27 protein-coding genes and 1 riboswitch are annotated in these 24,531 nt (G+C 64.1%); of the genes, 5 read left to right on the forward strand and 22 right to left on the reverse strand.

The genetic code is table 11. From position 1 onward, the window contains the following. The first annotated feature begins 46 nt into the window (after positions 1–46). A complete protein-coding gene (locus K3762_RS16840) occupies positions 47–667 on the forward strand; it encodes a queuosine precursor transporter (RefSeq protein WP_132443868.1) in 621 nt (206 codons plus the stop codon). A gap of 331 nt (positions 668–998) precedes the next feature. Then, positions 999–1,421, forward strand: coding sequence for an alternative ribosome rescue aminoacyl-tRNA hydrolase ArfB (arfB, locus tag K3762_RS16845; protein ID WP_067939814.1), 423 nt, complete (start codon positions 999–1,001; stop codon positions 1,419–1,421). Between the two features lie 3 nt (positions 1,422–1,424). Here arfB and cobF read toward each other — a convergent pair whose 3' ends face one another. From cobF to K3762_RS16880, 7 genes are read right to left on the reverse strand one after another with little or no spacing between them, the layout of a single operon-like run. Then, positions 1,425–2,174, reverse strand: a complete 750-nt coding sequence (cobF, locus tag K3762_RS16850) for a precorrin-6A synthase (deacetylating) (protein WP_132443869.1) — start codon at positions 2,172–2,174, stop codon at positions 1,425–1,427. Then, entirely contained in the window at positions 2,171–2,473 is a 303-nt protein-coding gene (locus tag K3762_RS16855) for a DUF1636 domain-containing protein (protein ID WP_132443870.1), read from the reverse strand. The genes cobF and K3762_RS16855 overlap by 4 nt, the downstream gene beginning before the upstream one ends. Next, on the reverse strand, positions 2,470–3,195 hold the full coding sequence (gene cobA / locus K3762_RS16860; RefSeq protein WP_132443871.1) for a uroporphyrinogen-III C-methyltransferase: 726 nt from the start codon (positions 3,193–3,195) through the stop codon (positions 2,470–2,472). The genes K3762_RS16855 and cobA overlap by 4 nt, the downstream gene beginning before the upstream one ends. Continuing rightward, positions 3,195–4,517, reverse strand: a complete 1,323-nt coding sequence (locus tag K3762_RS16865) for a cobyrinate a,c-diamide synthase (protein WP_132443872.1) — start codon at positions 4,515–4,517, stop codon at positions 3,195–3,197. The genes cobA and K3762_RS16865 overlap by 1 nt, the downstream gene beginning before the upstream one ends. After that, complete coding sequence (gene cobM / locus K3762_RS16870; protein ID WP_132443873.1) at positions 4,514–5,299, reverse strand: precorrin-4 C(11)-methyltransferase; 786 nt, start codon at positions 5,297–5,299, stop codon at positions 4,514–4,516. Before cobM ends, K3762_RS16865 begins: the two co-directional genes overlap by 4 nt. Continuing rightward, entirely contained in the window at positions 5,296–5,673 is a 378-nt protein-coding gene (locus K3762_RS16875) for a cobalamin biosynthesis protein (protein ID WP_067940166.1), read from the reverse strand. The genes cobM and K3762_RS16875 overlap by 4 nt, the downstream gene beginning before the upstream one ends. Then, the gene (locus K3762_RS16880; RefSeq protein WP_132443874.1) at positions 5,670–6,851 is read right to left on the reverse strand and encodes a bifunctional cobalt-precorrin-7 (C(5))-methyltransferase CbiE/decarboxylating cobalt-precorrin-6B (C(15))-methyltransferase CbiT; all 1,182 of its coding nucleotides are present in this window, start codon (positions 6,849–6,851) and stop codon (positions 5,670–5,672) included. Before K3762_RS16880 ends, K3762_RS16875 begins: the two co-directional genes overlap by 4 nt. Here K3762_RS16880 and K3762_RS16885 point away from each other — a divergent pair. Further along, a complete protein-coding gene (locus K3762_RS16885; protein WP_132444167.1) occupies positions 6,850–7,599 on the forward strand; it encodes a cobalt-precorrin-6A reductase in 750 nt (249 codons plus the stop codon). The genes K3762_RS16880 and K3762_RS16885 overlap by 2 nt on opposite strands. Here the strand turns inward: K3762_RS16885 and cobJ are convergent. The 10 genes from cobJ to K3762_RS16935 form a co-directional block, all read right to left on the reverse strand. Next, entirely contained in the window at positions 7,575–8,309 is a 735-nt protein-coding gene (gene cobJ / locus K3762_RS16890; RefSeq protein WP_132443875.1) for a precorrin-3B C(17)-methyltransferase, read from the reverse strand. The two genes, K3762_RS16885 and cobJ, sit on opposite strands and share 25 nt — an antisense overlap. Continuing rightward, positions 8,306–9,037 (reverse strand): precorrin-2 C(20)-methyltransferase, encoded by a 732-nt coding sequence (locus K3762_RS16895; protein ID WP_132444168.1) that lies wholly within the window; start codon positions 9,035–9,037, stop codon positions 8,306–8,308. Before K3762_RS16895 ends, cobJ begins: the two co-directional genes overlap by 4 nt. 2 nt (positions 9,038–9,039) lie before the next feature. Further along, positions 9,040–9,669, reverse strand: a complete 630-nt coding sequence (locus K3762_RS16900; RefSeq protein ID WP_132443876.1) for a precorrin-8X methylmutase — start codon at positions 9,667–9,669, stop codon at positions 9,040–9,042. Continuing rightward, complete coding sequence (gene cobG / locus K3762_RS16905) at positions 9,659–10,807, reverse strand: precorrin-3B synthase (RefSeq protein WP_260010685.1); 1,149 nt, start codon at positions 10,805–10,807, stop codon at positions 9,659–9,661. The genes K3762_RS16900 and cobG overlap by 11 nt, the downstream gene beginning before the upstream one ends. Then, positions 10,804–14,046 (reverse strand): cobaltochelatase subunit CobN, encoded by a 3,243-nt coding sequence (gene cobN / locus K3762_RS16910; protein ID WP_260010688.1) that lies wholly within the window; start codon positions 14,044–14,046, stop codon positions 10,804–10,806. The genes cobG and cobN overlap by 4 nt, the downstream gene beginning before the upstream one ends. Before the next feature lie 6 nt (positions 14,047–14,052). Beyond that, positions 14,053–15,087, reverse strand: coding sequence for a cobalamin biosynthesis protein CobW (gene cobW, locus K3762_RS16915; RefSeq protein ID WP_260010691.1), 1,035 nt, complete (start codon positions 15,085–15,087; stop codon positions 14,053–14,055). Continuing rightward, positions 15,084–15,458: a DUF1636 domain-containing protein gene (locus K3762_RS16920; protein ID WP_120352043.1), complete on the reverse strand. Its 375-nt coding sequence runs from the start codon at positions 15,456–15,458 to the stop codon at positions 15,084–15,086. The genes cobW and K3762_RS16920 overlap by 4 nt, the downstream gene beginning before the upstream one ends. Before the next feature lie 72 nt (positions 15,459–15,530). Then, a complete protein-coding gene (locus K3762_RS16925; protein ID WP_260010694.1) occupies positions 15,531–16,028 on the reverse strand; it encodes a hypothetical protein in 498 nt (165 codons plus the stop codon). Between the two features lie 11 nt (positions 16,029–16,039). Next, positions 16,040–16,723 carry a CbtA family protein gene (locus tag K3762_RS16930; RefSeq protein WP_132443880.1) on the reverse strand — a complete coding sequence of 228 codons (684 nt, stop codon included), beginning with the start codon at positions 16,721–16,723 and terminating at the stop codon, positions 16,040–16,042. A 222-nt stretch (positions 16,724–16,945) separates the two neighbouring features. Further along, positions 16,946–17,116: a CbtB-domain containing protein gene (locus tag K3762_RS16935; RefSeq protein ID WP_132443881.1), complete on the reverse strand. Its 171-nt coding sequence runs from the start codon at positions 17,114–17,116 to the stop codon at positions 16,946–16,948. Positions 17,117–17,149: 33 nt separating this feature from the next. After that, positions 17,150–17,367, reverse strand: a riboswitch (cobalamin riboswitch). Positions 17,368–17,532: 165 nt separating this feature from the next. Between K3762_RS16935 and K3762_RS16940 the strand changes: the two genes are divergently transcribed. Further along, a complete protein-coding gene (locus K3762_RS16940) occupies positions 17,533–18,543 on the forward strand; it encodes a PAS domain-containing protein (RefSeq protein WP_132443882.1) in 1,011 nt (336 codons plus the stop codon). A gap of 3 nt (positions 18,544–18,546) precedes the next feature. Here the strand turns inward: K3762_RS16940 and pncB are convergent, their stop codons facing one another. Next, positions 18,547–19,839 carry a nicotinate phosphoribosyltransferase gene (gene pncB / locus K3762_RS16945; RefSeq protein ID WP_132443883.1) on the reverse strand — a complete coding sequence of 431 codons (1,293 nt, stop codon included), beginning with the start codon at positions 19,837–19,839 and terminating at the stop codon, positions 18,547–18,549. 69 nt (positions 19,840–19,908) lie between these two features. Next, a complete protein-coding gene (gene pncA, locus K3762_RS16950) occupies positions 19,909–20,505 on the reverse strand; it encodes a bifunctional nicotinamidase/pyrazinamidase (protein WP_132443884.1) in 597 nt (198 codons plus the stop codon). 99 nt (positions 20,506–20,604) lie between these two features. Here pncA and K3762_RS16955 point away from each other — a divergent pair, with 99 nt between their 5' ends. Then, complete coding sequence (locus tag K3762_RS16955) at positions 20,605–21,504, forward strand: rhodanese-related sulfurtransferase (RefSeq protein ID WP_132444170.1); 900 nt, start codon at positions 20,605–20,607, stop codon at positions 21,502–21,504. Positions 21,505–21,510: 6 nt separating this feature from the next. Here K3762_RS16955 and K3762_RS16960 read toward each other — a convergent pair whose 3' ends face one another. The 3 genes from K3762_RS16960 to K3762_RS16970 are packed head-to-tail and all read right to left on the reverse strand — an operon-like array spanning position 21,511 to position 24,529. Beyond that, positions 21,511–22,839 carry an FAD-binding oxidoreductase gene (locus K3762_RS16960; protein WP_132443885.1) on the reverse strand — a complete coding sequence of 443 codons (1,329 nt, stop codon included), beginning with the start codon at positions 22,837–22,839 and terminating at the stop codon, positions 21,511–21,513. Further along, on the reverse strand, positions 22,836–23,657 hold the full coding sequence (locus tag K3762_RS16965) for an ABC transporter permease (protein WP_120352052.1): 822 nt from the start codon (positions 23,655–23,657) through the stop codon (positions 22,836–22,838). Before K3762_RS16965 ends, K3762_RS16960 begins: the two co-directional genes overlap by 4 nt. Beyond that, entirely contained in the window at positions 23,654–24,529 is an 876-nt protein-coding gene (locus K3762_RS16970) for an ABC transporter permease subunit (RefSeq protein WP_120352053.1), read from the reverse strand. Before K3762_RS16970 ends, K3762_RS16965 begins: the two co-directional genes overlap by 4 nt. Between the last annotated feature and the right edge of the window lie 2 nt (positions 24,530–24,531).

Raw genomic sequence — 24,531 nt, forward strand, 5'->3', positions numbered from 1 at the left:
TCCCCGCAGGCCAAGTCGCCGCACCCTTGCACAAAACGGTCCACATATGACACGCACCTATCTCCCCGGCATTCTTGCCATGGCCGCCATCGTCGTGGCCTCGAATATCCTTGTTCAGTTCCTCTTTGGCCAATGGCTGACCTGGGGCGCTTTCACCTATCCGCTGGCGTTCCTCGTCACCGATGTGATGAACCGCCTTTACGGTGCCTCTGCCGCGCGCCGGGTCGTGTTGGTGGGGTTTGTCGTCGGGTTGATCTGCTCGCTCATTGGGACACAGATCATGGGCGAATTCGGTCCGCTGGTGACGGTCCGCATCGCGATCGCCTCGGGCTCGGCCTTCCTCGTGGCGCAGCTGTTGGACGTGACGATCTTTAACCGTTTTCGCGATGGCGCATGGTGGCGCGCGCCTTTGATCAGCACGCTGATCAGCAGCGCGATCGACACGGCGCTGTTTTTCTCCATCGCGTTCTCGGCCAGCCTGTCGTTCATCCACCCCGCGACCGATGTCGCTTGGGCGACCGAGGCTTTGCCGCTGTTGGGCGCAGGCCCCGTTGCGCCGCTTTGGGTCTCGCTCGCCGTGGCGGATTGGTCGGTGAAACTGGCCATCGCACTGGTTGCGCTGATCCCCTTCCGGCTGCTGACCGCACGGCTGACCGCCCGCGCTTGATACCGGCGCAAGGGGGCCCGCCCCCTTGCCGCCGCACCGTCCAAAAAAACGCTTTGCGAATTTCAAAACCTGTGCAACGCTCAGGGTGAGTTCAACAAATGTAAAGGAGGTGATCCAGTGTCAAGAAAGGTATTGGAGCGAGGTGTCGGAACAGCCAGCGGGGTTTCTTGCTAGGGCAGCCCCTGGCAGTGCAACCACCTGGTGGACATCGGTCTAACCGATCCCCCTCCTGAAACCATTCGATTGGGCCGTTCCGCAAGGAGCGGCCCATTTCGCATTCCCCCTTCACCCTCACGGCGCAGACTGGCATGTTACCGGGCAAGGAGAGCCCATGCTGCACATCAACGATGACATCGCCATTCACGACTGGGAGCTGACCGAAAGCTTCATGCGCGCCTCCGGCCCCGGCGGGCAGAATGTGAACAAGGTCTCCTCGGCGGTGGAATTGCGGTTCGAGGCCGCCACCTCGCCATCGCTGCCGCAGCCCGTCAAAAACCGCCTGCGCCGTTTGGCCGGGCGGCGCTGGACCACCGAAGGCGCGCTGGTGTTGCAATGTGACGAAACCCGCAGTCAGGCCCGCAACCGCGAGTTGGTCCGCGAGCGGCTGGCCGAGTTGATCCGCACCGCCCTGACCCCGCCCAAACGCCGCATCGCGACCCGCCCGACGCTTGGCTCAAAGAAACGCCGCCTCAAGGCCAAGAAGGTGCGTGGCGAGGTTAAGGCAATGCGCGGCAAGGTTGACCCAAATACCTGAGCCTTAGCCTCGGCGCAGCAGATAAATATCCATGATCCAGCCATGCGCCGCCCGAGCGGCGGCACGGGTGGCGATGATGTCTTCGGCAATCTCGGCGAGTGGGCCGTGTCGGATGATCTCTTCGGCCATGCCGACATAGGCCCCCCACCAGATCGTTACGCCCGCAGGCTCCAACGTCTGAAAAGCGCAGTCGCCATCCAGCATGATGACCAGCGTATCGACCCCTTCGGGCCAGCCGTGATCGCGCAACTGCCGCCCGGTTGTGACCAAGAAGGGCGCGCCGATTTCATTGAGCGGGATCGCATGAGACGCGGTCAGCCCTTGTAGGGAGGTGATGCCGGGGATCACGGTCATGCGCGGTGCAGGATCCAGCCGCGCGGCGATGCGCAGGGTGCTGTCATAGAGCGACGGATCGCCCCAGACCAGCAGCGCCACCCGCCGCGCCGTTGGATGCTGCGCCATTGCCGCGCGCCAGGCATCCGCGATCGCGTCATGCCACTGGTCGACGCGGGCGCGATACTCCTCAATCGCGGGGTCACGCACGGGTAGGTCGAAGCCGACGATCTGCACCGCCTCATTGGTCAGCACCTCGTCGCAGATGCTGCGCCGGAGACCTGCCAAATCGCCCTTGCCCGCGCCCTTTTGCGGGATCAGGATCAGGTCTTGCGCGTTCATCGCCCGGATCGCTTGCAGCGTCAGATGCTCAGGGTTGCCGGTGCCGATGCCGATCAATGTCAGTTCCAGATCAGTCATCCCGGTATCCTCGCGATCGCCTTCAAACGCAGCCCACCGAGCACCCGCGCATCGGGGAATGTGCCATCAGAAGAGGCGGCATAGAGCGTCACGAAGCGGCGCAGATCATCCATGTCGGCTTCCGTGATCTCTCCGAACAGATAGGCCACCTTGCCCGGCGCGCGAAAGGCAACCGTCTGCGCCCGTGTGCAGCCTGACATACAGTCGATGCCCTCGACCGCCACGTCAGACAATCCGGCGCGGACCACGTCCAGAAAGCCGCCATCGTCGGTGCAAGAGGTGCAAACGAAGACTTTCACACTTCGAACTCGGCCAAAGGCCCGTAAAAGATCAGCGCGGGCGTGGTGCTGCTGGCGCTCTCCAGATGGCGCGCCAGAGTTTCGATGGTAAAGCGCTGCACCTTCTCCGCCGGAGTCGAAACCGCCTCGGCCAGCAGCGCGGGCGTGGTGCCGGGCAACCCGTGTTCGATCAGCCGCGCGGCAAGCCCGGCAAAGGTGCGTTTGCCCATATAGACCACGGTGGTCGCCATCGGATCGGCCAAGGCGGCCATGTTCACATCACTCGGCAGTTCGCCAGTCACATCTGCGCCGGTAATGAATTGCACCCGCCGCGCCGTCATGCGGCGGGTCAGCGGGATGCCTGCGGTCGCGGCGGCGGCGGAGGCGGCGGTCACGCCCGGCACGATCTCGAAAGGGATATCCGCTGCCCGCAGCGCGATGATCTCTTCCTCCAGCCGCCCGAACATGCCGCTGTCACCGGATTTCAACCGCACGACATTCAGCCCGGCCTGAGCGTGATCGACCAGCACCCGGCTCACATGATCTTGCTTGGGCGAGGCGCGCCCGGCCCGTTTGCCCACGCCAATGAGGTCGGCATCGGCCCGCGCGTGCTCCAAGATCGGCCCCGCGCTCAGGTCATCGAACAGCACCACATCAGCCGCCTGCAACCGCGCCACGGCTTTGACGGTCAGCAGTTCCGGATCACCGGGGCCGGAGGAGACAAAGGAAACGAAGCCCCCCATCACAGCGCCGCAATCATGTGAAAGAACGTCCCCGTGGCACGCCCGCCGCCCGCGAACTCACGCACCGAACCAGTCTCGGGCACCTCAAGGTCATTGGCGTCGGTGATGCGGGCCAGCGGCGCGTCGGGCTCGGCAAGGATCGTGGCATAGTGGAACTCATGGCCCCGCAATTCGGCCCGCGCGGAATGGCCGGGGATCGGCGCGTTTAGATCGGCCTGACGGTAACCCAGATGCATCTTGCGCTTGGCAAAGGATGTCTCCAGCCCCAGAAGCCCCGCCATCTCGTGACGCGTGCCTTCTTTGTCGATGATGCCTGCGCCCATCGCCATATAGCCCCCGCATTCTCCATGCACGGGACGCGTCTCGGCGAAGTCGCGCAGCCCCTTGCGGAAATGTACAGCGGCGGCAAGCTTGCCTGCATGAAGCTCAGGATAGCCGCCGGGTAGCCAGCAGCAATCGGCGCTGTCGTCGGGGGCCTCATCGGCCAGCGGGGAGAAGGGCAAAACCTCCGCCCCCGCCGCCCGCCATCCCGCCAGCAAATGTGGATAGACAAAGGCAAAAGCGTTGTCCTGCGCCAGCGCAATGCGCTGTCCGGGCGGGGTGATCTTTGTGGGCGCAGGCGGGTTCTGCAAGGTGCCCCGCGCGGCGGCCCGAAGCGCGGGGATATCGACATGCGCGGCAACGAAAGCTGCCGCCTGCCCCAACAGATCGGGCAAGTTCTCCTGCTCTCCGGCCTGCACCAACCCAAGGTGACGCTCTGGCATTTCGATCTCGACCCGGCGTGGGAGCGCGCCGAAAACCTCAATGCCCACAGCCTCCATCCCCGCGCGGACCAAGGTTTCATGCCGGGGGGAGGCGACGCGGTTCAGCACCACGCCTGCCAGTTTCACATCGGGCCGCATCTCGCGAAAGCCAAGCGCCGTGGCCGCCACCGATTGCGCCGCGCCCGACACATCCAGCACCAGCACCACCGGCCAGCCCATCAGCGCCGCGACATCGGCGCTGGCGCCATTGCCACAGGCGCCCGGCTTGGCCACACCGTCAAACAGCCCCATCGACCCTTCGCCAAGGATCAATTCAGCCCCATCGGCATTGCCGACCAGCCCTTCGATCCGCGCGCGGTCCATCGACCAACTATCAAGGTTGAACGACGCCCGCCCCGACGCCGCCGTGTGAAAGGCCGGATCGATGTAGTCCGGTCCGCTTTTGAACGGCTGCACCGCGACACCTTCGGCACGCAGCGCGGCCAGCAGGCCCAGCATCAGGGTCGTCTTGCCCGTGCCGGAAGCGGGGGCGGAAATCAGCAGGCCGGGGGGGATCATGAAGAGGTCTCCGGGAAACGCGGCTCGGCGCCGACGGGGCGGAAGCGACGGTCATAGTCAGCGGCGTAAAGGCGGCTCTCGCCGAAATCCTCAGCGCCGAGAGCGCGGCCCACGAGGATCAGCGCCGTGCGGGCCATTTCTTCGCCGACCTCGGTGCGCAGGGTTGAAAGCGTCGCTTTGACGATGCGCTGATCGGGCCAGCTTGCGCGCCAGACCACGGCAACAGGGCAGTCGGCGCCGTAATGCGGCGTCAGGTCTTCGACGACTTTATCCAGCACATGGACCGACAGATGGATGGCCAGCGTCGCCCCGGTGCGGGCGAAATTGGCGAGTGTCTCCCCTTCCGGCATCGCGGTGGCGCGGCCCGAGGTGCGGGTGAGGATGACCGATTGCGCCACGCCCGGCAGGGTCAATTCGGCCCCCAACTCAGCCGCCGCAGCGGCAAAGGACGGCACCCCCGGCGTGACATCATAGGCGATGCCCATCTCGCGCAAGCGGCGCAGCTGTTCGCCCATCGCCGACCAGACCGACAGATCGCCAGAATGCAGCCGCGCCACGTCATGCCCTGCGGCAGCGGCGGCTGCAATTTCTTCCATGATGTCGTCCAGCGACAGACGCGCCGTGTTGACGATCCGCGCGCCCTCGGGGCAATGGCTCAGCAGTGCTTCGGGCACCAGCGATCCGGCATAGAGGCAGACCGGGCAGGCCGCGATCAGGTCGCGCCCGCGCAGGGTGATAAGGTCCGCCGCCCCCGGGCCCGCTCCGATGAAATGTACAGTCACGGTGTTTTTCCTTTCGTCTCGGCAATCGCCGCAGTTGCCATGGCATCGCCCGAAACGACGCGCTCGGCAACCAATACGGCCCCCGGCCCGGCAGCGGCCAGAGCGGCGGCTTCCGAGAGTGATCCGGTGCCAAAGCGGTCTTCGATCCGGGCCGATTGTGTAGGTGTGATCATACGGCCCAAATCCTCGGTGGTGATGCCCAGCCCCGGCACGCCGAGTTCTTGGGCAAAGTCGCGAAACACGGTCGCGCGGGCCTTTGCCGCTTCGGTCACCAGCGCGTCGATCTTGAGGCCCTCGGGGTTTGCCCGTGCCAGCGCATCGCGCAATGACGCCACGCTTGCCGCGCCCCGAAATCCGATCCCGGCCATCCTCATAGTGTCACGCTCCATTGTACCACGGGCCGCAGCGGCTGCCAGCCGCGCATCCGGCCCAAAGGTGCCGCCTGCGCCAGTTCGATCCGCAAAAGACTGCCCCCATGCGCCGCGTGAAGCTGCGCCAAAAGCGCCTCGGTTTCCAGCGTCACCCCATTGGCGACCAGCCGCGTGCCCGCTGGTAACGCAGGCAGCAGGGCATCGTAAAGCGCCGCGTTGCCACCGCCGCCGACGAAGACAACGTCAGGCACAGGATGTCCCGCCCAGACCTCCGGTGCGCGGCCATGGGCGACCTGCATCCGAGCGGGCAGGCCGAAATCTGCGATGTTGCGGGTGATATTCTCCACCCGCGCGGCGTGTTGTTCAAAGGCGATGGCGTGACCGCCCGCAAGACAGAACTCGACCGAGACCGAGCCGCTGCCCGCGCCGATGTCCCACAGCAGGTCTAAGGGCCGGGGGGCGAGGGCCGAAAGCGTCAACGCCCGCACTGGCGCTTTGGTGATTTGGCCATCGCTCGCAAAGCAATCATCCGGCAGGCCGGGGGTGCGGGGCAAGCCGATGCCTTCGGGTAGGTCCACGCCAACAGCCACGGGGGCTTGCACATCCGTCAGATCAAACCCATCGGCCTGCACCGCGCGCAGCCGCGCATCGGGGCCGCCAAGCCGTTCGGCCACATGCATTTGCGCCGTACCTGCGCCCTGTTCGCAGAGAAACTCCGCCAGTGCTGCAGGCGCGTCCCCATCACGTAGCAAGCAGATCATCCGCCCCTTGGGACGCAACACACCGCGCAATTGCGCCAGCGGTGCCGCGTGTAGCCCGTGGCACGAGACTTCCTCAAGCCGCCAGCCAAGCGCATTGGCCACCAGCGAGAAGGTCGAGGGCGCGGGCAGGCTGCGCCATTCGCTCGGGTCCAGCGCACCGACGATGCTGCCGCCCGCGCCAAACCAAAAGGGATCGCCCGAGACCAGCATCACCACCCGCCTGCCCCGCTCGGCCAGCACCGGCTCGACAGAGAAAGGCACCGGCCAAGCGCGCCCGCGCATGCCCACAGCCGCCCGTTCCAAGTGACGCGGCCCGCCAAAGATCACCTCGGCCCCAGCCAGCGCCGCGCGGCTTGCCGGGGGCAAGGCATCCGCGCTATCGTCGGGCATTCCGATGATGCTGAGCCAAGGGTCACCCATTATGCGCGTCCTTCTTTTGGGTGGCACCACCGAAGCCAGCGCCCTTGCTCGCGCCTTGGTCAAAGCCGATATCGACGCGGTGTTTTCCTATGCCGGACGCACCGACAGTCCGGTGGCCCAGCCCCTGCCCACCCGCGTCGGCGGGTTTGGCGGCGTGGCCGGGCTGGTGGCCTACCTCAAGGCCGAGGCGATCACACACGTCGTCGACGCCACCCATCCCTTTGCCGCAGGGATGAGCAACAATGCCTTTGTCGCCTGCGCCCGACAAGACCTGCCGCTGGTGCGGTTCGAGCGCCCCCCGTGGGAGCCGCAGGAGGGCGACGATTGGACCTTTGTACCCGATATCACCGATCTGCCCGCCGCCCTGCCCGACAGCCCGGCGCGGGTGTTTCTGGCCATCGGCAAGCAGCAACTGGCGCTTTTTGCCGCGAAACCGCAGCACCGCTACCTGCTGCGCCTCGTCGATCCGCCGCAAGATCCGCTGCCGCTGCCACGGGCGACGGTCGTGCTGGCCCGCGGGCCGTTCGACGTGGCGGGGGATACCGCATTGATGCAGACCCATGCGATCACCCATTTGGTCGCCAAGAACGCCGGTGGCTCCGGCGCGCGGGCCAAGCTGGATGCCGCCCGCGCGCTTGGCCTGCCGGTGATTTTGGCCGACCGGCCCGTCCTGCCGGGCGAGGTGGCCGCCAATGATGTGACCGAGGTGATGCATTGGCTACATCATACCGCGCTGCGCGGCGTATAGACATAGCGCCCAACCCGGCGCGTCGCTGAATTGCCGACGATTACCACGGTGCGCATATCCGCCATTTCCGGTGTGGCCTCGCCCAATGTGACGGTGTTGAACGCCTCGTCGGGTGTGGTAACGGCGCGAGCAAAGGTGATCAGCCGATCCGGCCCGCATTCGGCGCGCAGAATGTCCAGCGCTTCGGCAAACTGATGGGGCCGCGACTTGCTGCGTGGGTTGTAGAAGGCCATGGCGAAATCCGCCCGCGCGGCCATCCGCAGACGGTGCTCGACCATCGTCCAAGGCTTAAGATTATCACTGAGGTTGATCGCACAGAAATCATGACCCAAGGGCGCACCGAGCCGCGCTGCCGCCGCCAGCATCGCCGTGATACCGGGCAGCACTCGAATGTCGACGCTCTCGAACGCCGGGTCACGCTCCACCGCCTCGAACACCGCCGAGGCCATGGCAAAGACGCCCGGATCGCCGGAAGACACTACCACTACCCGCGCACCAGCCTGTGCCAATTGCAGCGCATGGGTCGCGCGGTCCAACTCCACGCGGTTGTCTGTGGGATGCAGCGTCAGCCCTTCGCGCGGGGCGACGCGGGCAACATAAGGGATATAGCCAATGACATCGGTGGCCTGCGCCAGCGCCTCGGTCACCTCGGGCGTGACCAGTGCCGCGTCACCGGGGCCAAGCCCCGCGATAAAAAGAGTGCCGCTCATGTGTCTGCCTCCGGTCTGCGGCCCTGACCGTGGACCAAGACGATTGCGAAATAGGGGCAGTCGTCATCGGCCACTTCGGCAAGTTTCGCCACCCGCTGATCGGGCATGGTGCCACGCTCCACCAGCCATGCGTCGTCCAGCTTGCCCGCCGCCGCCAGTGCACGGCGCACAGTTGGCAGGTTGCGGCCCGTCTTCATCACCACCAGCGCATCAGCGCGTTTCATATGCTCGGTTAGTTCGGCCTCGGGCAATGTGCCCATCAGCACGGTCATCACGTCATCGCCCCAAGTGAAGGGCGTATCCAGCGCGTTCCAGCAGCCCACCATACCGGGGATCGCGGGCAGCACCTCGACCTCGGCGCGGCCCTGAAGCCGGGTGTGCAGGTGCATGAAGGAGCCGTAGAAGAAAGGGTCGCCCTCACACAGCACAACCACCTCGTGATCCTGCGCCAGTGCTTCGAGCCGGTCGGCCCATTCCTCGTAAAAGGTGACCATCTGGGCGCGATACTCGGGCGAATCGAACCGCAGCTCCGTGGTCACGGGATATTCCATCGCATATTCCACTACGTCGTCGCGAAGCATCCCTTCGACGATCCGGCGCGCCTGGCCCGCGCGGCCTTTCTTGCGGAAATACGCCAAATGCCGCGCGCCGCGAATGGCGCGGTCGGATTTCACGCTCATCAGTTCCGGGTCGCCGGGGCCGAGGCCCGCGCAGATAACCTTGCCCATCTTCATTCCACCCTGCTTGCCAGCGCGTTCACCGCCGCCACGGTGATCGCCGAGCCGCCCAAACGCCCCTGCACGATCATCGAAGGCACTGGCAAATCTTGCATCAACGCATCTTTCGATTCCGCCGCGCCGATGAAGCCCACCGGGCAGCCGATGATCGCCGCCGGGCGCGGGCAGTCGGGGTCTTCGAGCATGTTGAGCAGGTGAAACAGCGCCGTCGGCGCATTGCCGATGGCCACCACCGCGCCTTTCAGATGCGGCCGCCACAGTTCCAGCGCGGCGGCGGAGCGGGTGTTGCTCATCTCGGCGGCCAAATCCGGCACTGAGGGGTCGCGCAGGGTGCAGATCACCTCATTCTCGCGCGGCAGGCGTTTGCGGGTGATGCCTTCGCTGACCATGTAGGCGTCGCAGAGGATCGGCGCGCCGTCCTCCAGCGCCGCCCGCGCGGCCACGGCCATGCCTTCGGAAAAGCGGATGTGTTCCTCCAGCCCGACCATGCCCGCGGCGTGGATCATGCGCACGGCGACGATCTCTTCTTCGGGGGTGAAACGCGCTAGCGCCGCCTCGGCACGGATGGTGGCAAAGGACTGGCGGTAAATCTCGGCACCGTCGGTGATATAGCTATGGGGCATCGGCGGACTTTCTAAGGTAAGAGGCGATGGCGGCGGGGGACAGCCCGCGCAGGTCAGGTGGGGCATCGGCGCGACCCTCTTGGATGAGGTCATAGCGCGCTGGCGCGGTGGCGGTCAGGGTGATGTCTGTGGCACGCGGCGCGGCGCAGCCCTTGGCGCAGCCCGAGACATGCAGGCGTTGCCCCTTTGGCACCACGGCAGCAAGGCGCCGCGCCAGCCCGCGCGTCTCGCCCCGGCCCTGTGCGCAACCGGGCGCGCCGATACAGGCGACAACGCGCAAGAGCGGGTCGGCGGCATCGGTGATAAGGCTAGGCAAGTCGGGGAGTTCGGTGGCACCTTCGATCAGCACCATCCGCCACGGGGTCAGGCGCAAAGGGCCGAGGTCGGCAAGGGCGGTGAGCGTTTCCGCGTCCATCTGACCAAAAGCGCAGGCGACCAGCGCCCCCGCCGGATAAAGGCCGAGCGTCGGAGTGCTGAGGGCGCTTTGGCGGGGATGGTCGAAACCGGGAGGTAAGGTCGCCCCCGCCTCTAATGCGCGGGCGGCACGGGTGGCACCCTGCGCGCGAACCCATGCGGCCAAAGCGATGGCCTCGGTCACGGCGGTATCGCGGGAGATGGGCTTTCCCATCTCCGCCCCCTCAGCGCAGAGCAAAAGCCGCCCGTCCGCCGCCCGCTCAAATCGAATGTCGGCGGGGTCTGCCTGCAACACCGGCTGCGCCCCGGCATCGACCGCATAGCCGAATTTGCTGGAGACAGCGGGCAGCGCGTGGCTCTGCGCAGCGGCGGTCAACTGCTGGGTCAGATGATCCGTATCATCGCCCGCTTGCCAGAAGGGCATCACCATGAGGTTGCGCCGCCGTTCAGCCCCCTCATTCACATCAATCAATGCTAGCGCACGAAGCGCGTCGATCAGCCCCTCATGCCGCTCGGGATCAATCCCACGCAGTTGCAGATTGCCCCGGTTCGACAGGTCAAGCATCCCGTTGCCATAACGCAGCGACAGCTCTGCCACGCCCCGCGCTTGAGCCGGGGTCAACCGCCCCTGCGGCACCCGGAGGCGGACCACCAGCCCATCGCCCGACAGCATTGGCCGCAGCGCGCCGGGGCACCAGCCCTTGATGACGGGGGCCGTGCTCACTCCACCCCGTCCAAAGTGGCCGAGATCGAATTGCGGCGGGTCATCCAAAGCCCTGCGTCTCGAAGGGCTGCGAAACGGTCGCGCATGGCCTGCAAAGCGGCGGGGTTCTCGGCCTCCAGAAAGGCCACCAGATCGTCGCGGCCCAGCGTGGCATCGAAATAAAGGTCAAAGAGATGCGCAGGCACTTCGCGCGTCAAATGCGCAAAGGCGGCGAGGTTGTCGAGCGTCGCCGCCACCTCTGCCGCGCCGCGAAAACCGTGGCGCATCATGCCGCTGGCCCAGCCGGGATTGGCGGCACGGGCGCGCACGACACGGGCGATTTCCTCAGGCATGGACCGCGCGCGGGGGCTGCCAGCGCGGGTGTGATCAAGGTGGTACATCGACGGTTTCTGCGCCCCAAGATGCGCCATCGCGGCGGCAAAACCACCTTCGTGGCTGGCATAGTCCGACGCGAGCAGGATATCGCTTTCGGCCAAGTCTTGCACATGGGCAAAGCCATCGGCGCGGTGCAACTGCGCCTCCAGCGCGGCGCGGTCCTTATGCGCCTCGCCTTGGGCGTTGATCGCCCACTCTGATCCGCTCAGCCACGCCTCCCCCGCCGCGGCGCGACCTGCGTCCGAGTAGTCTTGCAGAGCCGCTTCCATGTTCACGCCGTAAAGGCCGGGCTTAGGGCCAAAGACGCGCGGCGTGCGGGTGAGGTAGGGGTTCATATCGGGCGCTTCTTCACGCTCGGCCAGCGCGGCTGAACCTGCTTCAAAAATCTGCCCCAGCCCCGGAAACACATCGCGGAACAGGCCTGAGATGCGCAACGTCACATCGATGCGCGGACGGTCCAACAGGGTCAGAGGGATCACCTCGAAGCCCGACACCCGCTCACTGCCGTCATCCCATTTTGGCGCAAGCCCCGCGAGATGCATGGCCATAGCGACTTCTTCGCCCGCCGTGCGCATGGTGGCGGAGCCCCAAAGGTCAATCACCAACCCGCGCGGCCAGTCGCCGTTGTCTTGCAGATGGCGCCGCAGCAATTCTTCGGCCAGCTTAACGCCCTGCGCATGGGCAGCCCGGCTGGGCACCCCGCGCGGATCAACCGCATAGAGGTTGCGCCCCGTAGGCAACACATCCGAGCGCCCGCGATAGGGGGAGCCGGAAGGACCAGCAGTGACGCGCCGCCCCGCAAGCGCGGTCAGCAGCCCATCCCATTCGCCCTCTCCCGCGCCAAAAATGTGGAGGCCATCGCCGTATTGGCTCTCCTTTATGTCACAGACGAAACGGTCGATCCGGGTCAACGCCTCGGCGGCGGAACTGGCGGCATCAAGGCCAAGGTCATCTTCGACCCCCGCCGCCTGCGCCTCGGCGCGGATCGTGTCGACCAGACGGTCGCGGCGCGCGGGGTCGAGCCCATCGGCGGTAGAATATTCATCCAGCAGCCGTTCCAGCCGCAACAGCCCCTCGGGCGTTTCGCTGTCTTTCAGCGGCGGGGGCAGATGGCCCAGCGTCACCGCCCCGATGCGCCGCTTGGCCTGTGCCGCTTCGCCGGGATCATTGACGATGAACGGATAGATCACCGGCAGATCGCCGGTCAGCGCCTCGGGCCAGCAGTCGTCCGACAGAGCCACAGCCTTGCCCGGCAGCCATTCCAGCGTGCCATGCGCGCCGATGTGCACCAACGCGTGGTGCCCCTGTGCGCGCAGCCAGAAGTAGAAGGCCACATAGGAATGGCGCGGGGTGCGGGCGAGGTCGTGATAGCTGTCTTCGCGGTCTTGCAGATCGCCGCGTTCCGGTTGCAGCGCGACCAGCGCGTTGCCGCAGGTTTGCGCGGCGAAGTGGAACGCGCCATCTTGAACCAGCGGATCATCCTCAACCGCGCCCCATGCGTCGCGAAGGTCATCGCGCAGCGTCTGTGGCAGGCTGGCCAAGGCGGCGTGGTAGTCGGCAAGCGACCACGAAATGCGCTGTTCGGTCAGGCTCCGGCCAAAACCGATCTGCGGCGTGACGCTATAGCCCTCGCCCGCCAGCCGCATCAGCATATCTTCGACACTGGCCAGCGCATCGAGCCCGACCGCGTGGGCCAGTTGATCGTCCCGCCCCGGATAGGTCGAGAGCACCAGTGCCAGTTTGCGCGCGTCCGCAGGGGTCTGCGCCAGACGATGCCAGCCCAGCACACGCGCCACCACGGCGGCGATGCGGGCATCCTCGGCCCGGTGGGCAAAGCGGGAATATTGCAGATCGGGGTCGCGTTTTTCGGGGCTTTTGAAACTGACGACGCCGGTGAAAATACGGCCATCCACCTCGGGCAGGACCACATGCATGGCCAGATCGGCGGGCGAAAGGCCGCGCTCGCTCTCGTCCCAATCACGCCGCCGCGCGGTTGAAAGTGCCACTTGAAATACCGGGCAGCCCGGTGCGTCGAGTGGGGAGGTGCCGTCATCGCCGCGCCCCGAGAAGGCGGTGGCATTGATAATTGCGACAGGCTTCATCGCCGCCAATGCATCGTCCAAAAAGGCCCGCGCGGGATCGGATTTCAGCGAAGGGACGAACAGCCCAATGGCGTTCAGCCCAGCCGCACGCAACGCGCGGATCAGCGCATCGACGGGCGCGGTATCGGCAGCCAGCAGGTAGCTGCGGTAGAAGGTGATAGCAACCGTGTCGCCCGCCGCATCAGCGAAGGAAACAACACCTTGGTCAGGGTCGTAGTAGCCGCAGTCGGGCACCGTTTTCGTGCCCATCACCGGCCCGGCATAGAACCCCGCCGCCAGCGCCATCTGCGCAAGTGCGGCCTGCGCCGCCACTGGCCCGCCCGCGTCACATAGATGCGCAAGACGGCGCAGGGTAGAGACAGGCAGCGTTGAATGCGCGTCCAGCCCCGGGTCTTCGCGCCCATCGGCGGGCAGCACGGCCAGTGCGATGTCATTCCGGCGGGCGAAATCTTGGACCTGCATGATGCCGTAGGGCCAATAGTTCTCGCCCCCGATGAGGCGGATCAGGATGCCCTTGGCCCCGGTCAACGTCTGTTCGATGTAGTTGTCGACCGACGCAGGGTGCCGCAGCGCCACAAGGTTGCACAACCGCAGGGAGGGCAGCTTGCCCTCCTTGCCGCCACCGCGATGCCAGCCTGCCGCGAAAGCGCCCAGATCACTGTCGGAAAACGACAGCACCACCAGATCAGCAGGCGTTTGGCCCGGATCATAGGGGGTGTCGGTATCCTCCAACCCGTGGCTTTCGCGAAAGACGACATGCATGCGCGGTTAGGCTCCCAATACGTCGCGGATCGCGGCGAGGTTGATGTCGTCATGTTCCGCGATGACCACCAAATGCCCCGCGCGCAGATCCCTGCCCCAAGGGCGGTCGAACTGCTGACGCACCCGCGCGCCCACGGCCTGCACCAACAGGCGCATCGGTTTGCCCTCGACAGCGACATAGCCTTTGACGCGCAGGATGTTCTGTTCGCGCGCAAGCCGTTCGATTGAAGCCACCAGTGCATCGACATCCGCCACTTCCGGCATCGGGATCACCACGGTTTCAAAATCGTCATGCTCGTGATCGTCGTGGCCGTCATGATGCGAGGGGCGCGCGGCGAGGTCGTCTTCGGCAGCGGCGTTGAGGCCCAGCACGACCTTGGGGTCAATCACGCCTTCGGTCATCTCAAGGATCGGAATCTCGCGCGGGCTTTCGTCTTCGATCACCTTGCGTGCCTTGGCGAGCCCTTCTGGACCGGCCAGATCGGCCTTGGACATCAAGATGATATCGGCGCAGGAGATTTGATCTTCGAAAACCTCAGAGAGCGGGGTTTCGTGGTCAAGGCTGTCATCGGCCAGACGCTGCGCATCTACGGCGGCGACATCAGCGGCGAAAGTGCCCGCGGCCACGGCCTCGGCATCGGCCAGCGCGATGACTCCATCAACGGTGATCTTGGACCGGATCGCGGGCCAGTCAAAGGCTTTCAGCAGTGGTTTCGGCAAGGCCAGCCCGGAGGTTTCGATCAGGATGTGATCGGGGCGGGTCGGCAGGGCCATCAGCGCCTCGATGGTCGGGATAAAGTCATCCGCCACGGTGCAGCAGATACAGCCATTGGCCAGCTCGACGATATTCTCAGCCGGGCAATCGTCGATGGCGCAGGATTTCAGGATGTCGCCATCCACACCCACGGTGCCAAACTCATTGACCAGCACGGCAAGGCGACGCCCGCCTGCATTGGTCATCAGGTGGCGGATCAGCGTGGTTTTACCAGCGCCGAGAAAGCCGGTGATGACGGTAACGGGAATTTTGGCGAGATCGCTCATGCGGAAGGCTCCTGCGGCAGGGTCAAAGGGGGGATACGCGCAAGGCTTTGCTTGCGAAAGATGACCGGGCGTTCGCGCCATGGCACCAACCCGTCTTCGGTGGCGGCATAGGCGGCGGCACCGGCAAGGATGTCGGCGGCGTCTTCCTTGGTCAGACGACCATAAACATAGGACCATTTGCCCGGCGCAGAGAGCGCCACGGCGGCCCCCTGCGAACAGGCGGAAAGACATTGCACCGGCACGATGGTCACGCCTTCGGGCGCGCCTGTGGCGTCAAGGGCGGCATGAAGCTGCGCGCCGGGGCGCGGTGCGTCTTCTTCCAGCACCTCGCCTGCGCGGCAAGTCATGCAGACATGTAGGGTCGTGCTCATTGATCTGGTCCCATCGGGTTATGCGTGCCGGGTATGCGCTCCGGCCCGTTATGAAAAGGGGAAGCGGGGCGATTATTCAACTATCAGCACCTCGCGCGCGGTAATCGGCGCACCGTTTACCACCAAGGGGCGGTGGTCATTGGCATTAAGCGTGACCTCAACCGTGACCGCGCCCTTGGGCAGATCAGGCAGATGCAGCCACGGGCCATAAAGCCGCCCGATCTTGGTGCCGTTGACATAGACATGGGCGTGGCCCTCGCCCGGTTGGTTGTCCCCGCTGGCGTTTTGCGGGGCAAAGGCAAAGCCTTCGGTCTCTACGTAAAGGTTATGGCCTGACATTGGGTCAGGTGTCACGCGGATCGCGAGGCTGGGGGCGTCTTCGGCGGCAAGCGCGATAGGCTGGCCGTTCATACGTGCGTGGTCTGCGCCGCCGTGGTCCATCCCGCCATGGGCGGCAGGGTCGCCATGGTCATGGCCGTCGAAGGTCACACCGTTGCTTGCGGCGATGGCAAAACCAATGCCACCGCCAAAGACCAATCCGATGGCGAATAGTGCCAGTGATCTGTCCATCTTGACCTCCCTCAGGCGCTACGCGCGCCTTCACGTTGCCAAAAGTACCCGGCGAAGCTGCCCAGCAGAACCCATGCGGCAAGGCCGATACCAAGTGCGCGGGCGGCAAAAAGCGCGCCGATCTCAGTGGGCACCGGGCCGCTGAAGCTGTCGGGCTCGGGTGCACCGACGACATGCGGGGCCAACAGCAACACCGCCGTGCCGATCCATGCGGCCCAACCATTGCCGAAGGCCAGCAGCCAGAGCGCCACCAGCGCCGCCCCGGCCGTGGCGAACCACCAGATCTGCCGCGCGGTGATATCTGCCGCGGCCACGCCGGGCACCTCGGGCGCAAGGCTGAACCCCGGCGCGAGGTGAAAAGCGACGAAACCCGCCATACCCCAAAGGATGCCCCAGCGGCCATCGATCAACGCGCCGCGCTCTTCGCCAAAGCTCATCGCGGCAAGGAGGATCAGCGCATAGGCGGTATAGGTCAGCATCGTGAAAATCAGGCTCAGCCCATCGCGGACGGCATCGAAACCGGGCAAATCGGGATGCGCGCTGACCGCATCAGCACCGAAATGCACCAGTGCGCCGGTCTCATAAAGTTCGGCGTGCAGTAGAACGGGCTGCACGAAATAGAGCTGCAGCAGGCCGGTCAGCAAACCGGCGGACGCCCCAGCAAAGAGGGCGGAGGTTAGGAAACGAGAGAACATCGAAACGGTCCTTGGATACGAAATGAAAGACGGCGCCGCGCAAGAAGCGGACCGAGACCGTCACCAGACCTCTAGACGTGGTAGGCCCTTCCCAACGCGATATGCGATGGAAAGTGAGCACAGCGGATCAACAAGAGGCTAGCAAAAGCAGACGGACGGCAGAATCACAGATAGCCGGACTGCGTGCTGGCAGCCCGGACCCATGTGATAATGACGTGGCGCTTAGTGGCAGGGAAAGCCTGTCGCGTGGCGCACGTCATGGGCGGCATCATGCAGAGCTGCGGCCTGCACATGGCCGGTCAGCGCCATGAGGGCAACGCCCAATACGGCGGCGAACAGCGCGGGTACGAATTTGCTGCGCGTGGCGCCGGCGGTCTTAATCATTGTCGTCATATTCATTCTCCTTACCGTCACACCCGACGGCATCTAGCGTTTCACTTGCCTGGCAGGTCTCCTGGCTCGCGGGTCGTGACCTTTGCCCGCCTTCCCCGTCCGAATGGACAAGTGGCACGAGGGGCATTGGCTCACCGCTTACAGTCGCGGGGGCGGCTTCGGCTTCGGGGTCATGCGACCCCTTACTGAATTCCCTTTTCGGTCCCACACCAACAGGCGCTTCTCGGGACACCAAGCGCCCTCAATTACGCATTTTCGACCCTTCATGACAAGCCGCATTTATTGAGCAAGACGAAACGCGATCGCGCATACAGCATCTAGTAGACAAATATGGCCCAAACCCCAGTATGCGGGTTGACCCAAAAGCCACGCACAGGGCACATTGTCGGCCAGTTTCGAGCGAAGGGCGGCAATTCATGAACGACAAGACGGTCTCGGCCGCTCGGCAGACCCTGACCGATGACGTTTTAGGCAAGGTCGTGCGCTACGCCCGCTTGCCGCTGTGCATCACCGACCCGACCCTGCCGGACAATCCGATCGTCTATGTTAATGAGGCTTTCACCGATCTTACCGGCTACCGCTTGGAGGAGATTGTCGGGCAGAACTGCCGCTTTTTGCAAGGGCCGGATACCACGCGCGAAAGTATCGACGCGGTGCGCAACATCCTGTTGGGCCGCCGGGTCGATACGGTCGAGATCGTGAACTACCGCAAAGACGGCAGCCGCTTTCTGAACGCCCTGCAACTGGGCCCGATCAATGACGAAGACGGCAACCTGATCTATTTCTTCGGCTCGCAACTCGATGTCTCCGAACGCCGCCGATTAGAAAGCGAACACCGCAAACTGGCCGATGACGAGTTGCTGCACCGGCTGCGCAATATTGTGAACGTCATGACCGCCATGGTCCGTTTGACCGCCCGCGAAGAGCCGACCCCAGCAGCCTTTGCCAAAAAGGTGATCGACCGGCTTTCGGCTTTGGGCGCGGCGCATTTCGACACGATTGGCCGCAGTGACCAGCATGAGGTGGATTTTAAAACCCTGATAGGGCCGATCATTCGCGCCTATACCTCGGCCACCGAAGAGCAGATCAAACTCTCGGGGGCGAACCCGCTGATTTCGCACCGCCTCGTCTCACCATTGACGCTGGCCCTGCATGAGCTGGCGACAAACGCGGTGAAACATGGCGCGCTCAGCACCGAGACGGGGCGGGTGTCGCTGGACATCGCGCTTCTTCAAGCGCCCGCCCGTCTGCGATTCGTCTGGCAGGAAATCGGTGGCCCGGAGGTGACGAAATCCGACCGCGACAGCGGCTCGCGGATCATCCAATCGCTGACCCGCGCGGTCGGTGGCACGTTGCACTATGACTGGCAGTCCGACGGATTGATCGCCACGGCGGAATTTCCGATGACGGCCATTGGTCAGGACTGACCCTTAGACGATCACCTGCTGCGCGTCCTGCTCTCCTACCCCGAAGACCCGTTTGTAGCGCGCGATCTCATCCGCCGGGCCCATCGCCTTGTTCGGGTTGTCCGAGAGTTTGACCGTAGGCCGCCCATTAGCGCTGACCGCTTTGCAGACAAGGCTGAACGGCGCCAGCGCATCATTCGGCACCAGCCCACGGAAGTCATTGGTCAGCAAGGTGCCCCAGCCGAAGGAAACTTTGGCCTTGCCCGCGAACTGCGCATGCAACTCCTTAATCTTGTCCACATCGAGCCCGTCGCTAAAGATCACTCGCTTTGTCGTCGGATCCTCCCCCCTCGCGCGCCACCAGTCGATGGCCGTCTGCGCCGCCGTGGCCGGATCACCGCTGTCGACGCGGATGCCGGTCCAGCCCGCCAGCCAATCCGGCGCGTGATCAAGGAAACCCTTGGTGCCATAGGTATCCGGCAAGATGATCCGCAGATTGCCTTCGTGTTCGTCATGCCAATCCGACAGCACGTCGTAAGGTGCGCGGGCAAGTTCGGCATCATCATCGGCCAGCGCGGCATAGACCATCGGCAGCTCATGGGCGTTGGTGCCAATCGCCTCTAGTTCGCGCATCATGGCGATGCGGCAGTTAGAGGTGCCGGTGAAAGCATTTCCCAGCCCCTCATGCATCGCCTGCACGCACCAGTCTTGCCAGAGGTACGAATGCCGCCGCCGGGTGCCAAAGTCCGCAATCGAGAGGTTATCCACCTCGCGCAGCGCTTCGATTTTCTCCCAGACGCGGGTCATGGCGCGGGCGTAAAGCACCTGAAGCTCGAACTTGCCCATCGGGTCGAGCGCCGCGCGGCTGCGCAGCTCCATTAGCACCGCCAGCGCGGGGATCTCCCACAGCATGACCTCGTGCCATTTGCCCTCAAAGGTCAGCTCATATTGATCGCCCTTCCGCTCCAGATGGTAGGGTGGCAGGCGCATGCCTTCGAACCACTCCATGAAATCGGGACGGAACATCTGGCGCTTGCCGTAAAAGGTATTGCCGCGCAGCCAAGTGCTCTCACCGCGGCTGAGGCTAAGCGAGCGGATGTGATCCAACTGCTCGCGCAGCTCCCCCTCGTCGATCAGCTTGGCCAGCGGGATGTGGGTGGAGCGGTTGATCAGGCTAAAGGTGACCTGCGTGTCCGGCTTGTTGCGAAACACCGACTGGCACATCAGCAGCTTGTAGAAATCCGTGTCGATCAGCGACCGCACGATGGGGTCGATCTTCCACTTGTGGTTATAGACGCGGGTGGCGATGTCGACCATGGGAGGTTCCTTATTGCATGCCCCTTCATGCCAAGGGCGCGGCCAGATGGGCAAGGGGAAAGCGGCGGATTAGGCCAGCGTCACCCCCGCCGCGCGCATGCCTTCGCGGGCTTTGGCCAGCGACCCGTCCAGATCGATCGCGCGGCACAGGTCTTCGCGGACATCCACCTTGAACCCCAGCTTTGCCGCATCCACAGCCGAGAAGTTCACGCAGAAATCCAGCGCCAGCCCAACCATCGTCAGCCGTTCGATCCCGCGCGTGCGCAGGTAGCCTTCGAGCCCCGTGGGGGTGCGGTGATCATTCTCAAAAAACGCCGAATAGCTGTCGATGTCGGGGTTATAGCCCTTGCGGATGATCAGATCGGCGCGGTCGGCTTGCAGCTCGGGGTGGAACTGCGCGCCGATGCTGCCTTGGATGCAATGATCGGGCCACAGCACCTGCGGGCCGTAGGGCATGGTGACGATCTCATAAGGCGTATTGTTCTTATGCGAAGAGGCGAATGACGAATGCCCCGCCGGGTGCCAATCCTGCGTCAAGACCACGGCGTCGAACTCAGACATCAGCGCATTGATGCCGCGCAGAATCTCATCGCCTTGGGGCACTTCCAGCGCGCCGCCGGGGCAGAAATCATTTTGGACGTCGATCACGATCAGGGCATGGGTCATGGGCAGTCTCCTCCTCTCAAAGGGGTAGGGCTGCGGGTGGGTTAGGTCAATGGCACGCCCCGGATTGAGCTTTGCGCCCGAAGCGCTTATTTGACGCTCATGTATACCATTGCCGCCCTATATCACTTCACCCGTTTTGAGGATCCCGCAGCGCTCAAGCCTGCGCTGCTGGCGCTTTGCGAGGCGCAATCGGTCATGGGCACGCTGCTTTTGGCCCCCGAAGGGGTGAACGGCACAATCGCCGGACCCCGCGCCGGGATCGACGCGGTGATCGCCCATCTGCGCGCCCTGCCCGGCTGCGCCGATCTGGAGTGGAAAGAGGCCGCAAGCGACAAGCCGCCTTTTGGCAAGATGAAGGTCCGCATCAAGCGTGAGATCGTCACCATGGGCCAGCCCGATGTCGATCCGCGCGCCAAGGTTGGGCACTACGTCGACCCCAAAGAGTGGAACGAGTTGATCCGCTCGCCCGATGTGGCGGTGATCGACACGCGCAACAATTACGAAGTGGCCATCGGCACCTTTGAAGGGGCGGTCGACCCGCAGACCGAAAGTTTCGGCGAATTCCCCGAATGGTGGGAGGCGAACAAAGACCGCTTCCACAACAAGAAGATCGCGATGTTCTGCACTGGCGGCATCCGCTGCGAGAAATCGACCAACTATCTGATCGGTCAGGGGGTTGAAGATGTCTTTCACCTTAAGGGCGGCATCCTGAAATACCTCGAAGAGGTGCCCGAACAAGAAAGCACTTGGGAAGGCGATTGCTTTGTCTTCGACAACCGCGTCAGCGTTGGCCACGGGCTGCGCGAAGGGCCGCATATGCTCTGCCACGGCTGCCGCCGCCCGATCCTGCCTGACGATACGACACACCCCGCCTATGAGGCTGGCGTGTCCTGTCATCAGTGTGCGGAAGAGACATCGGACGCCGACAAAGAGCGTTTTCGCGAGCGCCAACGTCAGATCATGCTGGCAAAAGAACGCGGAGCGTCAGAGCAAGGCTAAGCGCCTTTAACGGTCCGACAGCGCAAACCCCGCATAGGCAAAGGGCATGACCGCCCGGCGAAAGCGGCCCAACTCGAACCGCGCAAGCGGGGCGCGCATGGGGGCGGGGTAGGGCCGCTCTGGCGTCTTGCCGCGTACCAGATCAGCCAAAAGCGCACCGGAATAGCTTGCCATCGCCACACCATTGCCGTGGTAGCACAGCCCCGCGAACATGCCCGGCTGATCCGGCACCTCGCCTACAAAGGGCATGCGGTTGCGGGCGATACAGACCATTCCGGACCATCCATGCGGTGTCTCTACATCGCGCCACGCGGGGAACATCGCCTCGAAATCTGCCCGCGCGCGGCGCAGGGCGCGCGCCTCGGACGCTGGGCTCGACAGCAGACCGCCGCGCACACCGAACAACATGCGATTGTCGGGCATCAGGCGGAAGTAATGCAGCAGGTGGCGGCTGTCATAGCAGGCCTGTCGGCTGGTCCAGCCTTGGGCAGACAACTCTGCCTCGGTCATTGGGCGGGTCACGATCACGCTGGACTGCGTTGGCATGTAACGTGCGGCAAGCCACGGCGGCAGGTCTTCGGAGGAATAGCCGTTGGTGGCGATGATCACCCGCTCGGCGCGGATGCGCCCCTTGGGGGTGGTGACGTCGAATGCGCCGTCGCGCCGTGTCACGTTGAGGGCTAGGCTGTTGTGATAGACCGTGGCCCCCGCGTCTTCTGCGGCCTGCGCTAGGGCGGTCACATATTTGCGGGGGTTCAGGCCAAATCCAATCGGCACAGTGATCGCACCTTCGAAGCCCGCGTTCAGCCCTTCGGCAGCAAGGTCGGTCTTTTCGGTCAGCCGTGCCGTGACACCGTAGTTCTCTGCGTAGTAATCCAGCTTGCCGCGCATCTCATCGAAATCGCGCGGGCGGTGGGCCAGTTGGGTTTCGCCTTGGGAATGACGGTCTACATCGACATCGCGGGTGGTGATAAAATCCTCCACCTGCTGGATCGCCGCCCTCTCGGCCTGCCGCCACGCAAGCCGCTCTTGCCGCCCGAATTTGCGGTCGAGCGCCGCATCGTCGAGCATCCCGCCGCCCAGACAGCAAAAGCCCCCGTTGCGCCCAGAGGCGCCAAAGCCAACGCGCTCGGCCTCCAGCACCGTGGCCCCTACCCCGGCTTGCGCCAGATGCAGTGCCGCATTGAGACCGGTGAACCCGCCGCCGATGATCACCACATCGGCGCGCTCTTCTCCCTCCTGCGCCGCACGATCCGGCGCGGCGCAGGTTTCATCCCACCAGCAGCCCGCGCGCGGTGTCTCGGAATAGGCGAAATCCGCGTAAATGCGCCTCATGAGGCGGGCCGTTCCGCCGCACGGGCCTCCTCTTGCGCGCGTAGGCTGGAGCGTTTGCTGACCAACGACGCGGTGATGACACCGACAGTGACGATGGCGATCATGATCGTCGACAGCGCGTTGATCTCAGGCGAAACCCCCAAACGCACGGCGCTGAAGATTTTGATCGGCAGCGTGGTCGCCGATGGCCCCGCGGTGAAGGAGGCGATCACCAGATCATCAAGGCTCAGCGTGAAGGCCAAGAGCCAGCCCGAGATCACCGCAGGCGCGATGATCGGCAGGGTGACCAGACGAAACGCCTCCCAAGGAGACGAACCCAGATCAAGCGCGGCCTCCTCCAACGAGCGGTCAAAAGACACCAGCCGCGAAGACACGACGACCGAGACGTAGCACATCGAAAAGGTCGTATGCGCCAGCACGATGGTCAGCACGCCCCGGTCCAGCCCGATGCCGATGAACAGCAAAAGCAGCGACAGGCCGGTGATCACCTCGGGCATCACCAGCGGCGCGTAGATCATACCGGAAAACAGCGTTCGCCCCATAAAGCGCCCGCCGCGCACCAGCACATAGGCGGCCATCGTGCCCAGCACCGTGGCGATCGACGACGAAATCACCGCGACCTTGATCGTGACCCAAGCGGCGTTCAAGAAGGCTTCGTTTTGCAGCAACTCGCTATACCAGCGGGTCGAAAAACCGGCCCAAACCGTCACCAGTTTCGAGGCGTTGAAGCTGTAGATCACCAGAATGATCATCGGCAGGTAAAGAAAGGCAAACCCCAGCGTCAGTGAGGTCACGTTGAACCATGTCATCCGCTTCATTGTTCGGCCTCCGCCTGTTTCTGCTGGTTGCGCTGGAACAGGATGATCGGGATGATCAGGATCAGCAGCAAGATCACGGCAACGGCGCTCGCCACCGGCCAGTCGCGGTTGTTAAAGAACTCTTCCCAAAGCACTTTGCCGATCATCAGCGTGCCCGACCCGCCCAGTAGCGAGGGGATCACGAATTCGCCCAAGGCGGGGATGAAGACCAGAAAACTGCCCGCCACGATGCCATTGCGCGACAACGGGATCGTTACCAGCCAGAAGGCTTGCAGCCGCGAACAGCCCAAATCTTCGGCGGCCTCGTTTAGCGATTCATCCAGACGGTCCAGCGCAGCGTAAATCGGCAAGATCATGAACGGCAGGTAGGTATAGACGATGCCGATATAGACTGCCGTATTGGTATTAAGGATCTGTAAAGGCTCTGCCGTTAGACCCAACCCCATCAGCAATTGATTCAGCAGCCCTTCGTTGCTGAGAATGCCCATCCACGCATAGACGCGGATCAGGAAGGAGGTCCAGAAGGGTAAGATCACCAACATCATCAATGTGGCGCGCCACTCTTCGGGGGCGCGGGCCATGCCGTAGGCGATAGGATAGCCGACCAACAGCGTAAAGACGGTCGAGACCACAGCGATGCGCAGCGAACTAAGGTAGGCTTTCCAATACAGATCGTCGGAGGCGAGGAAGGTGAAATTCTCGAAATCCAATTGGGCGATCAGCGCGCCGATGCCATCCTTGATGGTCGGCGTGTAGGGCGGAATCGCCAGCGCCGTGTCAGACAAGGAGATTTTGAAAACAATCAGGAAAGGCACCAAAAACAGCGCCAGCAGCCAGAAATAGGGGACCGCGATCAGGGCGAAGCGACGCATAT

The organism is Sulfitobacter sp. W074, assembly GCF_025142275.1.
GTDB classification, from domain to species: domain Bacteria; phylum Pseudomonadota; class Alphaproteobacteria; order Rhodobacterales; family Rhodobacteraceae; genus Sulfitobacter; species Sulfitobacter profundi.